General features: G+C 63.8%; 12 protein-coding genes. 2 read left to right on the plus strand and 10 right to left on the minus strand.

Annotated elements, in window-relative coordinates; all coding sequences use genetic code 11:
• A partial coding sequence (locus tag V7116_RS22390) for a hypothetical protein (protein WP_324394210.1) occupies positions 1–193 on the minus strand: 193 nt, incomplete at its 3' end.
• A gap of 208 nt (positions 194–401) precedes the next feature.
• On the opposite strand from V7116_RS22390, the gene V7116_RS22395 reads away from it, so the two are divergent.
• On the plus strand, positions 402–3,272 hold the full coding sequence (locus tag V7116_RS22395; protein ID WP_324394211.1) for a class I SAM-dependent DNA methyltransferase: 2,871 nt from the start codon (positions 402–404) through the stop codon (positions 3,270–3,272).
• Here the strand turns inward: V7116_RS22395 and V7116_RS22400 are convergent.
• The 9 genes from V7116_RS22400 to V7116_RS22440 all read right to left on the minus strand — a co-directional run bounded on the left by V7116_RS22400 (position 3,269) and on the right by V7116_RS22440 (position 12,346).
• Positions 3,269–3,673, minus strand: coding sequence for a hypothetical protein (locus tag V7116_RS22400; protein WP_324394212.1), 405 nt, complete (start codon positions 3,671–3,673; stop codon positions 3,269–3,271). The two genes, V7116_RS22395 and V7116_RS22400, sit on opposite strands and share 4 nt — an antisense overlap.
• A 76-nt stretch (positions 3,674–3,749) precedes the next feature.
• Entirely contained in the window at positions 3,750–4,157 is a 408-nt protein-coding gene (locus V7116_RS22405) for a hypothetical protein (protein ID WP_324394213.1), read from the minus strand.
• Positions 4,158–4,290: 133 nt separating this feature from the next.
• Positions 4,291–4,911: an L-threonylcarbamoyladenylate synthase gene (locus V7116_RS22410; RefSeq protein WP_324394214.1), complete on the minus strand. Its 621-nt coding sequence runs from the start codon at positions 4,909–4,911 to the stop codon at positions 4,291–4,293.
• A 3-nt stretch (positions 4,912–4,914) separates the two neighbouring features.
• Positions 4,915–5,775, minus strand: a complete 861-nt coding sequence (prmC, locus tag V7116_RS22415) for a peptide chain release factor N(5)-glutamine methyltransferase (protein WP_324394215.1) — start codon at positions 5,773–5,775, stop codon at positions 4,915–4,917.
• A gap of 50 nt (positions 5,776–5,825) precedes the next feature.
• Complete coding sequence (gene prfA, locus V7116_RS22420; RefSeq protein WP_324394216.1) at positions 5,826–6,887, minus strand: peptide chain release factor 1; 1,062 nt, start codon at positions 6,885–6,887, stop codon at positions 5,826–5,828.
• 222 nt (positions 6,888–7,109) lie between these two features.
• Entirely contained in the window at positions 7,110–8,975 is a 1,866-nt protein-coding gene (locus tag V7116_RS22425; RefSeq protein WP_324394217.1) for an RDD family protein, read from the minus strand.
• A gap of 20 nt (positions 8,976–8,995) precedes the next feature.
• Positions 8,996–10,372 carry an ATP-binding cassette domain-containing protein gene (locus tag V7116_RS22430; RefSeq protein WP_324394218.1) on the minus strand — a complete coding sequence of 459 codons (1,377 nt, stop codon included), beginning with the start codon at positions 10,370–10,372 and terminating at the stop codon, positions 8,996–8,998.
• Positions 10,373–10,384: 12 nt separating this feature from the next.
• Entirely contained in the window at positions 10,385–11,383 is a 999-nt protein-coding gene (locus V7116_RS22435) for an ABC transporter permease (RefSeq protein WP_324394219.1), read from the minus strand.
• An 18-nt stretch (positions 11,384–11,401) separates the two neighbouring features.
• Positions 11,402–12,346 (minus strand): ABC transporter permease, encoded by a 945-nt coding sequence (locus V7116_RS22440; protein ID WP_324394220.1) that lies wholly within the window; start codon positions 12,344–12,346, stop codon positions 11,402–11,404.
• A gap of 485 nt (positions 12,347–12,831) precedes the next feature.
• Here V7116_RS22440 and V7116_RS22445 point away from each other — a divergent pair, with 485 nt between their 5' ends.
• Entirely contained in the window at positions 12,832–14,139 is a 1,308-nt protein-coding gene (locus V7116_RS22445; RefSeq protein WP_324394221.1) for an iron-containing alcohol dehydrogenase, read from the plus strand.
• Positions 14,140–14,433 lie beyond the last annotated feature (294 nt).

Genomic DNA, 14,433 nt, shown 5'->3' on the forward strand with positions numbered 1-14,433 from the left:
CCACCAGCAGCAGCCCGGCGAGCAGCATCGCGCCGCCCGTGCCCTGCGCCGCCACCGGATCGTCGCCGCGCAGCAGCAGCACCAGCACCGCGCCGCTCAGCGCCGAGCCCACGAGCATCGTGACCAGCAGAATCAACGCAAACCGGCTTCCGAGCCGGAGCGCGCTCCACTGCTGTTCCAGGCGATGCCGCATGGTATGCCGATTCCGTAACAGGGCGGGTTGGTGCTGTACAAAGTCCATGATCCTAATTATACGGGCAGCGATCAAGTCCCGCGCGTCAGGAGCATGAATTTTTTAGGAATTGTGTAAGGAAAACCGCGAGCGCCGCGTTTTCTCCTCTTCGCGACGATGTTATACTCATCCGCAGCGCAGCTCTTACCCGATCACCAAAGAGAGTGTGATGAACAGCCTCACGCCACAACGTTTTATCGACAAATGGTCGCGGACGGAACTGAAAGAGCGTGCCAGCGCCCAGGAGCATTTCTCCGACGTCTGCCACTTGGTCGGCCACGCCACGCCCGCCGAGATGGACCCCAGGGGCGAGTTCTTCACCTACGAGTACGGCATGAAGACCAGCGAAGGCCGCCAGGGCTACGCCGACGTGTGGTACAAGGACCACTTCGCCATCGAGTATAAGGGCAAAAACAAGTATGACACACTCGACGGCGCGTTGCAGCAGCTCCAGCGCTACCGCGAAAACCTGCACAACCCGCCCCTGCTGGTTGTCTGCGACATCGAGCACTGGGAAGTGCACACCAACTGGACCAACACCGAAAAGCAGGTTTACCGCTTCACCAACGCGGACATTCTGACGCCGCGCGTGCAGCGGATCCTCCGCGCACTGTTTTTCGACCCGGCCTACCTCCACCCCGACCGCACCGCTGCCGAGGTCACAGCAGATGCGGCGGACGTCTTCCGCGACATCGCGCAGAACATGCGCCAGTGGGAAGCCGCGCCGGAGCGCATCGCGCACTTTTTGACCAAGCTCGTGTTCTGCCTGTTCGCGGAAGATGTGGGCCTATTGCCCGCCGGGGTGAGCGGCAAGCGTATCTTCACCGAGATCATAGAGGCCACGCGCGAGAAACCAAAGGATTTTGTGTACTACACGCAGCAGTTGTTCCAGGCGATGGCCGAGGGTGGCAAGGTGATGCTGCGCGACATCCCCTACTTCGACGGGCGGCTGTTCGAGGACGTAGCCGTCGAGGAAATCAGCTACGAGGCGCTGGCCGCGCTGGAAAAGGCGTGTCACCTGGACTGGTCGGCGGTCGAACCGGCGATCTTCGGCACACTGTTCGAGCGCAGTCTGGACCCCGGCAAGCGCGCGCAATTGGGCGCGCACTACACCAGCCGCGACGACATCCTGCTGATCGTCGAGCCGGTGCTGATGCAGCCGCTGCGCCGCGAGTGGGAGGCGATCCAGCAGGAGGCCGCGCCCGTACGCGAACGGTACGACGCGGCGCTGGCGTCCGGCCCGCGCGCTAAGGTGACCGCCGCCGCCAACGAGCTGATCGCCCTGCGCGAGCGCATCCTGGCCCGCCTGCGCTCGATCACCGTGCTGGACCCGGCCTGCGGATCGGGCAATTTCCTGTACGTGTCCTTGCAGCTGCTCAAGGACATGGAAAAAGAGGTGATCCTCCACCCGCTGTTTGCCGGGCTGCAAACGCCCTTCCCGGCGGTGCACCCGCGCCAGTTGTTCGGCATCGAGATCAACGAGATCGCGCACGATCTGGCGAGCATTGTGGTGTGGATCGGCTACATCCAGTGGCAGCAGAACAACGGCTACCTGAGCTTCAAGGAGCCGATCCTGGAGCCGCTGGATAACATCCGGCAAATGGACGCGATCCTGGCCTTCGACGCGGACGGCGCGCCGGTCGAGCCGGAATGGCCGAGCGCGGACGTGATCGTGAGCAATCCGCCGTTTTTGGGGAGCTTTAAGCGTCGAGAGCAACTAGGCGATAGTTACGTTGACGCCCTTGCGCAATTGTACGACAACCGCATGTCTGGATTTACGGATCTCGTTACCTACTGGTTTGAACGTGCAAAAACTCAATTGCAGCAAGGCAAAGTAAAACGGGTGGGTCTGTTAGCAACTAACTCTATTCGCGGTGGCACAAATCGAGAGGTATTAAACCGAATCAAAGAGGTTGGCGATATTTTTATGGCGTGGTCAGACCGCGAATGGATTCTAGAAGGTGCAGCCGTTAGAGTATCAATGGTGGGCTTTGATGATGGCTCGGAATTCGAGAAGGAACTGGACGGTCAATCAGTAGCGTTTATCAATTCCGATTTAACTAAAAGTGTCGATGTTACAGGAGCACAACGTCTAAAAGAAAACATAGGAATTAGCTCAATCGGACCTCAAAAGGACGGTCCACTTGATATTCCGCAAGATCTTGCGGAAACCATGTTGGCAGCAACTAATATCTCTAAACTTGATAACTCAAATGTTGTAAAGCCTTATATGAATGGCAATGATATTGTGAAGCGTAGTCGTCAATACTGGGTTATAGACTTCGCTTCGTTATCTGAAGAGGAAGCTGCTCAGTATGAAATACCCTTCAAGTATCTCGAACAGATTTTAAAACCTATACGCTCCACTAATAGAGATCGCCAACGGCGAGAAAACTGGTGGCGAATGGGTCGAAGCGGCAGTGACTATCGCGCGTCAGTTGCGGGTCTAACACGGCAGATCTTCACTCCTAGAGTTGCTAAACATCGTGTTTTTGTCTGGGTAGATGTCCGAGTTTTTCCCGATAGCGCAGTGGTTGCCATCGCCCGATCCGACGACTACTTCTTCGGGGTGCTGCACTCGAAGCTGCACGAGGTGTGGTCGCTGCGCATGGGCACATGGCTCGGCAAGGGGAACGATCCGCGCTACACGCCCACCACGACGTTCGAGACGTTCCCGTTCCCGTGGCCGCCCGGCCAGGAGCCGACCGATCACCCCACCTACCGGGCCATCAACGCGGCGGCGCAGCAGCTCCACACGGAGCGGGAGGCGTGGCTCAACCCGCCCGGCGTGCCGGAAAGCAGGCTCAAAAAACGCACGCTGACCAACCTGTACAACGCGCTTCAGGTGTTCCGGGGGGAGGCGTCGGGCCGGGTCGAGACGGCCGCGGGGGACTTCGCGCCCCGGCTGGACGTGCTGCACCGCACGCTCGACGAAGCCGTGTGCGACGCGTACAGCTGGCCGCACGCGATCCTGGCCGACGAAGAGGAGATGTTACGGCGGCTGCTGGCGCTCAACCTGGAACGGGCAGGCGACGCCTAGCGCCTCGACGCGCGGCGGATGCGCTCGTCCTGCCCGGCCAGCAGATCCGCCAGCGCGACCGATTCCCCGTCCGCGGTCAGGTCGTCCATCAGGCGGCGTTTCAGCTCGCGGCGATCCTCGTCGTCCATCAACTGGAGCAGCAGCGCGACCCGCGCGTCGTCCGGCCCGGCGCCAGTGGGCGCGGCGCGTTTGGCTTTTTCCGCCGTCGCAGCTTCCGCCGGTCTCGAATCGTAGGACGTAAAGGCCCACACCAGCCAGATCGCAAGGTTCCCGGCGAACGCGGCGAACACGGCAAAGCTCACCATGCCGTCATTGGCGCCTACCATCTTGGCCGCGAGCACGGCGAACCAGATAAACACACTTGCAATCGCTGAAAAAAAGAGGCTCCGCCAGCGTTCCATAAGTCGTCCATCTCCCATATCCGGCATAGAAGCAGCCCCGCCTCAAAAGCGGCCTGCTTTCCGAGTATTCCCGCCGTTACCGTCCCGCTGCGCGGAGGATGCGCTCGTCTTGCGCGGCGAGCAGATCCGCCAGCGCCATCGATTCCCCGTCCGCGCTGACCTCATCCATCAGGCGGCGTTTCAGTTCGCGGCGATCCTCGTCGTCCATCAACTGAAGCAGCAGCGCGATCCGCGCGTCGTCCGGCGCGGTGGCTACGGTGGGCGCGGCGCGCTTGGCTTTTTCTGCCTTTTGCTCCGGCTCCTCCGACTGGTAGGTCGAAAAGGTCCACACCAGCCACAGCGCCACAGTGCTGCCAAAACCGACTATCAGCCCGAACGTGATCAGATCCTCGTCCGGCGATAGGAGCTTTATCGCGGCAACACCCGCCCAGATAATGACGGTTGCCAGAATGGTATACAGAAGCCGGGTGCGGGTGCGGTTCATAGGGGCGCTCCTGGATCTCGTAAGCAGCACGGGCCGCGCCTGCCGTCAGGCAGGCAGCACTGCCCGGACTGCGGCAGCAGCGGTTTATTCATTTTACGCAGCAGACTGCGGTAAGGTTGCGGATCGGGAACACTCAGGGGGCACGCAGCGCGGCCTTGAGCACGCGCTCGGCAATGGGTCCCTCGCGGATCACGCGCAGGTGACCGTCGTCGATCGACACCACGGTCGAGGGGATACCGCCCTGGCACGGTCCGCCGTCGAGGTACAGCGCCACCGAATCGCCCAGCATATCCTTGGCGGACTGGATGGTGCAGGCCGCCGGTTCGTCCGAGCGGTTGGCGCTGGTGACGGCCAGCGCGCCGCCCGCCGCCGCGATCACCGCCCGCGCTGCCGCGTGATCGGGCACGCGCACGCCGACCGTCGGCAGCATGGAGAGGTTGCGCGGCAGGTGGTAGCGCTTGGGCACGACGATCGTCAGCGGGCCGGGCCAGAAGGTTTCGGCCAGCCGCCGCGCCTCGGGGCCAAAACTGCCCGCGACGAGTTCCACGGCATCCACGCTGGAAAGCAGCACCGGCACGGCTTTTTCCGGCGCGCGCTGCTTGGCGAGGAAAATGTGCGCGATGGCGGCTTCGTCAATAGCCGACGCAAGCCCGTACACGGTATCGGTGGGCAGCACGACCAGCCCGCCGGTACGCAGCACGTCGCCCGCCCGTCCCACAGCATCTTGCGCATTGATGGGAATCGTCCGTGCCATCGCTCAACCCTTTCGTTCGAGGCTCACAACCCGGTCATGCCCGGCGTAATCGAGATGCAGGCGCGCCGCCGCGCGGGGAAATGCCGCTTCAGCGAGCGCCATCACAGCCTGTCCCTGCCCCGCGCCGATCTCCAGCAGCAGCAGTCCCGCCGGAGCCAGCACGTCGGGAGCCTGCGCCAGCAGCCGCCGGATCACGTCCAGGCCGTCCGGCCCGCCGTCGAGCGCCAATCGCGGTTCGTGCTGCGTCACGGCCAGCGCCGCCAGATCGCCGGACGGGATGTAAGGCAAATTCGCCGCGATCATGTCCGCCTGCACGCCGCACGCCATCACCGGGACCAGCAGATCGCCGTGTAAAAAGGTGATACGCTCCGCCAGCCCATAAGCGTCAGCATTCTGCCGCGCGACGGCTACCGCCTCGGCGGAAACGTCCACCGCCCAGGCGCGTGCGTCCGGCAGGTGTGCGGCCAGGGTCACAGCGATCGCGCCGCTGCCCGTGCCCACGTCCACCAACCGCAGATCCGTCCTGCCGCGCGCCCAGTCCAGCGCCATCTCGACGAGATGTTCCGTCTCCGGGCGGGGAATGAGCACGTCCGGCGTCACGGCCAGATCGCGGTCGAAGAACGCGCGGCGTCCCAGCAGGTACGCCACCGGCACGCCCGCCGCCCGCCGACGGATCAGCGCCCAGTACACGGCGGCCTGATCGGGCAGCAGCGGCTGGTCGGGATGCGCGATCAGCACGGTCCGGTCCACGCCGAGCACGTGCGCCAGCAGAATCGCGGCGTCCAACGGCTCGGACTCACCCGCCTCGGCCAGCGCAGCGCGTGCCCAGGCCAACGCCTGATCGATGCGCTCCAGCGAAATCATGGTCTGCTCCCGGCCAGAGTTGTTCCGGCAGTGATGCGGCGATCCGGCACTCAGACGCCGACGGCTTGCAGGCGATCCGCTTCGTCGCGCGTCGCCAGCTCGTCGATGAATTCGTCCAGGCCGCCGTCGATGACTGCGGGAAGGTTATAAACCGTCATGCCGATGCGGTGATCGGTGACGCGGTTTTGCGGATAGTTGTAGGTGCGGATCTTCTCGCTGCGCTCGCCCGTGCCCACCTGGCTGCGGCGGTCGGCGTCCTGCTCGCTGCGGATGCGCTCCTGCTCCATGTCGTAGAGCTTGGCGCGCAGCACGCTCATGGCGCGCAGCTTGTTCTGAAGCTGGCTGCGTTCGTCCTGGCACGCAACGACGATGCCGCTCGGCAGGTGCGTGATGCGGATCGCCGTCTCGTTTTTCTGCACGTTCTGGCCGCCCGCGCCGCCGGAGCGGAACGTATCGATGCGCAGGTCGTTGGGGTTGATGTCCACTTCGACGTCGTCCATTTCGGCCAGCACGGCGACCGTGGCGGTCGAGGTGTGGATGCGGCCCTGGCTTTCGGTGACGGGCACGCGCTGGACGCGGTGCACGCCGCTCTCATACTTTAGCCGTGAATACGCGCCCTTACCTTTGACCGCGAACACGATTTCCTTGTAGCCGCCGACGCCCGTATCGCTGGAATCGAGCACTTCAACCTTCCAGCGGTTGTTTTCAGCGTAGCGCGTGTACATGCGGAACAGGTCCGCGGCGAAGATGCCTGCCTCGTCGCCGCCCGTCCCGGCGCGGATCTCGACGATCACGTTCTTGTCGTCACGCGGATCGCGCGGCAGCAGCAGGCGCAGCAGCTCGGCTTCCATATCGGGAATGCGCGCCTCGATGTCCGAGGCTTCCTCGCGCGCCAGGTCGGCCATGTCGGGATCGTCAAACAGGACGCGGGCCTGTTCCAGCTCGTCCATCGCCTGCTGGTATACGCGTGCGGCCTGCACGATGTCTTCCAGCTCGGCGCGTTCCTGCGCGTATTCCGCGACCTTCTCGTAATCGGACACATTTGCGGGATCAGAGATCAGGCGTTCGAGTTCCTCATAACGCGCGACGATGCCCGCCAGTTTATCTAGCATAGGGTGTACCTCACACAAAAAAACCCCAGGGGGTGATGATGTCGCAGATTATACCACAGAGGCGAACGGAGACTGAAGGCGGAGGGCAAATCCGGCGCTGTCGATCACGCGCCCGGATGAGTCTCGACATTGTCACGTTACGCGTACCCCTCCTACCGCTGAAAAGACAAGGGGGCAGTTCGAAACTGCCCCCACGAAAAAATCTGCTGGTTGTAGCGGCGCTTACGCGGCTTCCGGCGCAGGCTGCGCGCCGTTGTGGATGCCCGCCATCAGCAGGCCCAACTGCTCACGCGTCGCCTGATCGGCGGGCAGCGTATCGATGATCTTGCCCTTGTACATCACCGCGATGCGGTCCGACAGCGCCATGATCTCGTCCAGTTCCGCCGAAACCAGCAGCACCGCCGCGCCTGCGTCGCGCTGCTCGATGATCTGCTGGTGGATGAACTCGATCGATCCCACGTCGATGCCGCGCGTCGGCTGGGCCGCGATCAACAGCTTCGGCTTGCGGCTGAACTCGCGGGCGACGATCAGCTTCTGCTGGTTGCCGCCGGAGAGGTTGCCGCCGTCCGTCTCGGTCGACGGCGTGCGGATGTCGAAGCGCTCGATCAGCTCCACGGCGTGATCGTGAATCGCGGTCGCGTTGCGCAGCAGGCCGCCGTTCGGCTCCGACGGCTGGCCCTCGCGCCCCAGGGCGCGCGCCATCGCCCGCCGGATGGACAGGTTCATCGAGCGGAAGACGTTCCGCACGGCCCCGACCCCCAGCACGCGCAGCGTGATCAGGTGCGCGATCGCGCCGAACGCAATCTCGCTCACGATCAGCAGCACCACGCCGATGATGAACGGCCACTGCAGCGCAGCGGACTGTTCGCCGCCCATGCCCTTCGTCACGTCGATCGCGCGCAGCGCTTCCGGCACGTCGTAGAGATCGAGCAGCGCCGTCCACAGCGTCGTGTTCCAGAAGTGCACCGCCAGCGCGGTTAGCCCGGCCACGATCAGCCCGAACAGCACCGCGTAGCTGAGCAGCGCGGCGGGCAGCTCGACGTTATCCGGCTCCTGCGCGTAGGGGCGGTTGTAGTAGTCGTTGAGCACGAGGTTGTCCGCGACGGTGTAATCCTTGACCAGCCCGTGCCGCAGCCGGTCTTCGGGAACGTGGCTCGTGCCGATGTCCTTGATGCGCCGCGCCGTGATACGCTCGCGGCGGATCACGCGCAGGCCGAGCATTTCATCGAACCAGTTGCGGTGCGCGGGATCGCGCAGCGCCAGCACGAACGAGATCACCGCCGGGACCACGGCGACCAGCCGCAGCACCAGGATGATCAGGTAGCGCGCCGCCAGCGGCAGGATGCCGGGCTTGTGATCGTCGTGCGTGGCGATTTCCAGGCTGAAGAACGACATGCCGATGGTCTTGGATGCCGCCTTCCAACTGCCCAGGAAGTACAGCACGTCCACGACTACCGCGCCGATCAGCACCGTGGCGACCTTAGTCGCGGTCGAGGCCTTGTCGAACGTGCCTTCGCCGAAGTAGAAGATGAAGTAGTTCACGAAGTACGCCAGCATACCGACGATCACCATGTCGATGACGAACGCCGCCGCCCGCGCCCAGATGCTGCCGGTCGGCTGCACGTCGGGCTGAAGCTCGACGCCCAGCAGATTCACCGTGCCGCCGGTCGCATCCCGCAGGCCGGTCAGCACCTCGACCAGTTCCGTCTGGCCGTTGCCCTGCACGCCCGCGATGCCCAGCACCTCGCCGGACTGCACGTCGAAGCTCACGCCGTCCAGCGCCGCCACGCCGCGATCGTTCAGTGCCGCCAGATCCTCGACCTTGAGCACCGACGCGCCCGGATGCGCGACGTCTTTCTCGACTTCCAGGATCACCTCGCGGCCCACCATCATCTCGGCCAGCGAGGACTCGGTCGCTTCGTCGGGCGTGGTCGTACCGACCACCTGCCCGCCGCGCATGACGACGATGTTCGTCGCCACTTCGAAGACTTCCTTCAACTTGTGCGTGATGAAGATGATCGACACGCCCTGCGCCGCCAGCTCGCGCATGATCTTGAACAGCTCGCGGCCTTCCTGCGGCGTCAGCACGGCGGTCGGCTCGTCCAGGATCAGGCCTTGACGATCTCCACGCGCTGCTGCGCGCCGACCGGCAGCTTTTCGACCACCGCGTCGGGATCGACTTCCAGGCCGTACTGCTGCGACAGGTCGCGCACGCGCTGGGCCGCGGCCCGCTCGTTGCGGATCTGCATCAGGTTGTCCAGCGTGTTCACGAGCGTATCGACGATGCTGTCGATGGGCGACGGCTTGGTGACCGTCGTCTCGTCCAGCGCCGCGCGGTGGCGGATGGTCCGCCACACGATGAAGCCCAGGCCCACCGCCGCCAACAGCGTCAGCACGACCTGAAGGGCGCTGTCAACCTCGCCCAGATCGTCCCACAGCACAGCCACGTAACCGACCGCCAGCAGCCCCAGCGCGCCGATCTCGATCTGCGACAGGCGCCACGGCGTCGTATTCACACCGCGCCACGAGCCGATGCTGTGCGTACCGAACACGAACAGCAGCAGCGCCAGACTCAGCGCCTCCGCGATGGGCGGCGCGTCGTCGATGGCGTCCAGCAGGCCGCCCGGCACACCCTGATCGCGGTATTCCTCGACAGCGGCTTTAGCCGCGTCCAGCAGTCCATCCATGCCGGTCCCGGCGTCGTCGGCATCACGCGCCGCGCGCCGCCAGTCGAACTCGATGCGCTCGTGCGTAATTACCTCGACGGTGACCGTCTGACCGTCTACGACCTGTTCTTCCTCGCTGACCACGTCGATCTGCTGGCGCAGCGCCACGTCGATCAGCGCGACGCGCGTCACGCGGCCCACCTGCGTGGCGATCCACAGCGCGGCGAAGGCCAGCCCCACGCGCCAGCCGACGCCCCACAAAATGCGGGCCAGCTTCGGATAGGCCACGGCCAGTGCCAGCACGACGCCCAGCACCAGCCCGCCCAACGCGTATTCCGGGGACTCGAACGTGGGCAAAAAGCCATCGAAGCCCAGGCCGCTGATCGACAGCCCAACGATCGCCGCAAACAGAAAGATCACGATGCTCGGCAGCCACTCGATCAGAGCGTGCAGCGTGGAGCCTTCGTCGCCCTGGTAGGCCACGTCGGCTTCTTCGCCCAGCACCACGTTTTCGGCCACGGTCATCACCGGGATCAACTGGAAGTGCTGGTGCACCATGCCGATCCCGCTGTGAATGGCTTCACGCGGGCTGGCAAACCGCACGTCACGCCCCTTGAGGCGGATCGCGCCGCTGTCCGGGCGGTACAGGCCGTAGATGATGTTCATCAGCGTGGATTTCCCCGCGCCGTTTTCGCCCAGCAGCGCCAGGATCTCGCCCCGCCGCAGCTTCAGGCTCACATTGTCGTTCGCCCGGACGCCGGGGAACTGCTTAACGATGTCCTCGACTTCGAGGACGACTTCGCGTTCGTCCATCGTCATGTTCGCGCTCCCCTATTCCTGCTCGTAAACCTCGCCGGAAGCCGCCGGACCCTGAACCCGTCCGACGAACCCGGCCAGCACGACGATGGTCAGAATGTAGGGCAGCATCGCCACCAACTGATGCGGGAAGTTGATGCCGAACAACTGGAGCTGGTTTTGCAGCGCCATCGCAAAACCGAACAGCAGCGCACCCTTCAGCGCGCCCGATGGCTTCCAGTTGCCGAAGATCATCACTGCCAGAGCGATGAAGCCGCGCCCGGTGGTCATGCCGCGCTCGAACGAACCGACCGCTGCCAGCGTCAGGAACGCGCCCGCCAGCCCCGCCATCATACCGCTGATGAACAGGTTCATGTACTGCGTGCGATGCACGTTGATGCCCAGCGTATCCGCCGCGCGCGGATTTTCGCCCACGGCGCGCGTGCGCAGCCCCCATGTCGTGTGGAACAGCGCCCATCCCACGACGAAGACCATGATGATGCTGAGATAGGTCAGCAGGTCTTTGTCGAACAGGATGCGCCCGATGTCGTAAGGAAAGTAAAATTTAAAGTTATCCGCCAGCTTGAGTTCGACCGCGCCCGACTGGTTCCACGGGTTATTGATCAGGTTCGGCAGCTTGCCCAGCGTGCGGGTTTCTTCCTGGTAGAAGTACCCCGTCAGGCCCAGCGCCAGGATGTTGATCACCGTGCCGCTGATGATCTGGTCGACCTTGTACTGGATCGACAGCAGCGCGTGCAGCAGGCCCATCGCGCCGCCGGTCAGCAGCGCGACCGCCAGCGCGATCCCCAGGCGTGTCGGCCCCGCTTGCAGCGATTCGGACACCCCCGGCTGGCTCAACGCGACGTTCGTCATGTAGCCGGTAAAGGCGGACATCAGCATCATGCCGTCGATACCGATGTTCACCACGCCGGATCGTTCACTGAAGATCCCGCTCAGCGCCCCGAAGGTGATCGGGACGGAAAAGCGGATCATGGCATTGATAGTCGCCACAATGGCGACGCCAAGCTCAACCATAACGTCCTCTCATCCTCGCTACTTTCGCCAGCTGCTCTCGAGGCGTTTTTTGCCGTCGATGCCGGGCGCGCGCACGCGGTACAACCGCCGGATAATCTGGTCGGCGGCGACAAACATCAGGATCATGGCCTGGATCACCTGGATCAGCTCGGGCTGGACGGCGGCATCACGCGCCATGCGCGTCGTGCCGGAGTCCATCGCGCCGAACAGGAACGCCGAAAGAGGCATGCCCATGGGTGCGTTGTTGGCGAGGAAGGAGACCGTGATGGCGTCGAACCCCAGCGACAGGCTCTGGTTGCCCTCGTAGTGATAGTTCACGCCCAGCGTTTGCACGCCGCCCGCCAGCCCGGCCAGGGCACCGGCGATGAGCATCGTCACGATCGTCACCCGCTTGACGTTCACGCCGGAGTAACGCGCGGCGGTGGGGCTGAGGCCCACCATGCGCAGTTGGAACCCGAACGTGGACCGGTAGAGCAGGAACGCGATCGCCACCGCGACGATCAGCGCGATGAAGATGCCCGCGTGCAGCGAGAAGTTCGGCGGCACGGTGTACACCGTCGGCAGCTTGGCCGAGGGCAGGATCTCCCGTGTGCGCGCGATGGCCCCGGTCTGGCTGGGATCGGACAGCGGCCCCGGCTTGATCGTGCCGTCGGTGCTGCCGGTTGAGATCAGCCACTCCGCGAAGCGGCTCGCTATAAAATTCAGCATAATCGTTGTGATCACCTCGTGCGCGTCGGCATACGCTTTCAACGCACCGGGGATCGCACCCCATAGGCCGCCCGCCGCAACCGCGGCCAGCAGCGCGAGGCTGACGTGCAGCACAGGCGGCAGGCCCTCCACCGCGTAGCCTACCCAGGCCGCGGTGATCGAGCCGATGATGAGCTGTCCTTGCACACCGATATTGAACAACCCGCACTTATACGCAAACGCGACCGCCAGGCCCGACAGCACGAGCGGGGTCATGTTTCGAAAAGTTGCCAGTAAACCACGCGGTTCTAAAAAAGCGCCTTCGAAGAGGCCCTCGAAGGCAGTAATCGGATCACGTCCGTTCAATAAAATGAGGATCGACCCGACAAGGATAGCTGTGAGCACCGACAGGAGCGGGATCAACAGCCCTTGCAGGGTCATCCACATTCGCGCGGATAGACCCGAGAACCGGCGGCGCGGGGCGGCGGGTGCGGACCGATATGTTGAGCTTGTTGCCATGGGCATCCCTTTTTTCCGCAGGCCAAACACTAACCGGAGGTTGAAGCGGTGGCAGTTCCAAAATGGAAGCTCCGCGATGTTGGGGCGTAATTATAAAAGACCGCGACGAAAAGCGGTAGTTACATAAAGCACGATGTCTTTCCCCGTAGCTGGACGCAAAATAGAAACGGGACTACACTAAACACACGATTCTAGCCGTCGCCTATGAGGGGAATTCGGCGCAGCACGATGGAGAAGCCAGCATGACGGTATGGCCTTTGCCTCGCATCAGCTTTCGGGAGCTGGGTTCGATTCAAGAAAAGCGGCCCGTGGCGCTGCTGACCACCGAGCAGACATGGGCCATTCTGGGAAGCCAGATCGCGCTGCCCCTGGTGATCCAGGCCGAGCCGGAACGCGTGGATCTGGACCTGTTCGAGTACCTCGCGGCGCACCTGCCGTCGCAGGTGGAAGCGGTCTACGTCATCGGCCAGGGCGCGCCCCTGGAAGCAGGCAAGATCGTCGCCTCGCGCAACAACGTGCCGCTGATCGTCGTGCCGACCGCGCTGGAAAGCGATGCCCCTTATAAAGCCACGGCGACCGTCTACAAGAAGGACGAAGACGGGCAGATCGTCAGCCAGACGATCGAAACCGGCCCGGCGACGGAAGTCATCATCGACTGGGACGTGATCAAGGCCGCGCCCGATTCGCTGCGCGGCGCGGGCATCGTGGACGTCATTTCGATCATCACCGGCCTGCTCGACTGGCGTTATGCCGCCCAACGCGGCAAGAATCCGCCGGAGCAGCGCTTTACGCCCTGGGCCGCGAGCGTCGCGGCGGGGCTGGCCGCCCACGCGATCAAATCCGCGCCCGCCATTGGCGAGGGCAAACCCGCTGGGCTGCGCACCCTGCTCGACCTGCTGATGGAAATCACGCAGTTGGGCAACCAGTTGGGCCATACGCGCGTGCAGGAAGGCGGCGAACACCTGTTGGCGGAGGCACTCGCGGCGCAGGACACGCACAAGCTCTCCCACGCGGAAATCGTCGGCCCGTGCATTTTGCTCGTCTCGGCGCTGCACGGCCAGGACCCGGCCTCCCTGCGCGACGCGATGGAATCGGCGGGCGTCAAGCTCGACCGCCTGCGCGCCCCGGACGTCCAGTCGTTCATCGACAACCTGCCGGAATATGTCGGCATGCACGCCCTGCCCTACAGCATTCTGAACGATCTCGATCCGCTGGCGGAAGACACCGCGCAGGCGCTGCGCACGGCGGGGCTGGCGATCCTGCCCGGCACGTGGCAGTCGCCGGATCTCGTGATCGAAGAGGTTGAGGAAGAAGCCGCCGCGCCGGTCGTACAGGCGCAAGCCGAGGCGGAACCCGCTGTAGAAGAAGCCGCGCCGCCCGACGAAGAAGCCACTCGCCCTGAACCGACCGGTGCAGCCGCCGAAGCCGCGATCGTGCCGGAGCAGGAAACCCTGCCGGAAGACGCTCCGCGCGAAGCCGTGCCGAACGGGGCCGCCAGCGACGCCGCCGGGGACGACGACGAAGCCAAAGGCAGTTCGCCCACGGTGTAACGCCCCTGATCTGCGATCACAACGGGCCAGCCGGAGACAATCCGCTGGCCCGTTTTTTGATCGGAAATCGCCGTTGGGGCAGGTTTAATGCAGTTTAATGAAATAATCCGGTCATCACCGCGACCTCACCCCCGGCCCCTCTCCAATCAAGTTGGAGAGGGGAGACAAGCCCTCTCAACAGGTTTTGTAAGGGTGGGTTTATAACCGCCCAATTTAACCTGCCCGATCTTTTCCCCTTCGTGACCTTGCCCCGTTTCAACGGACAGATAAGGTGTCGTAGAAACGACGTTCAAA

This window comes from Aggregatilinea sp. (genome assembly GCF_036822615.1).
In the GTDB taxonomy this organism is placed as follows: domain Bacteria; phylum Chloroflexota; class Anaerolineae; order Aggregatilineales; family Aggregatilineaceae; genus Aggregatilinea.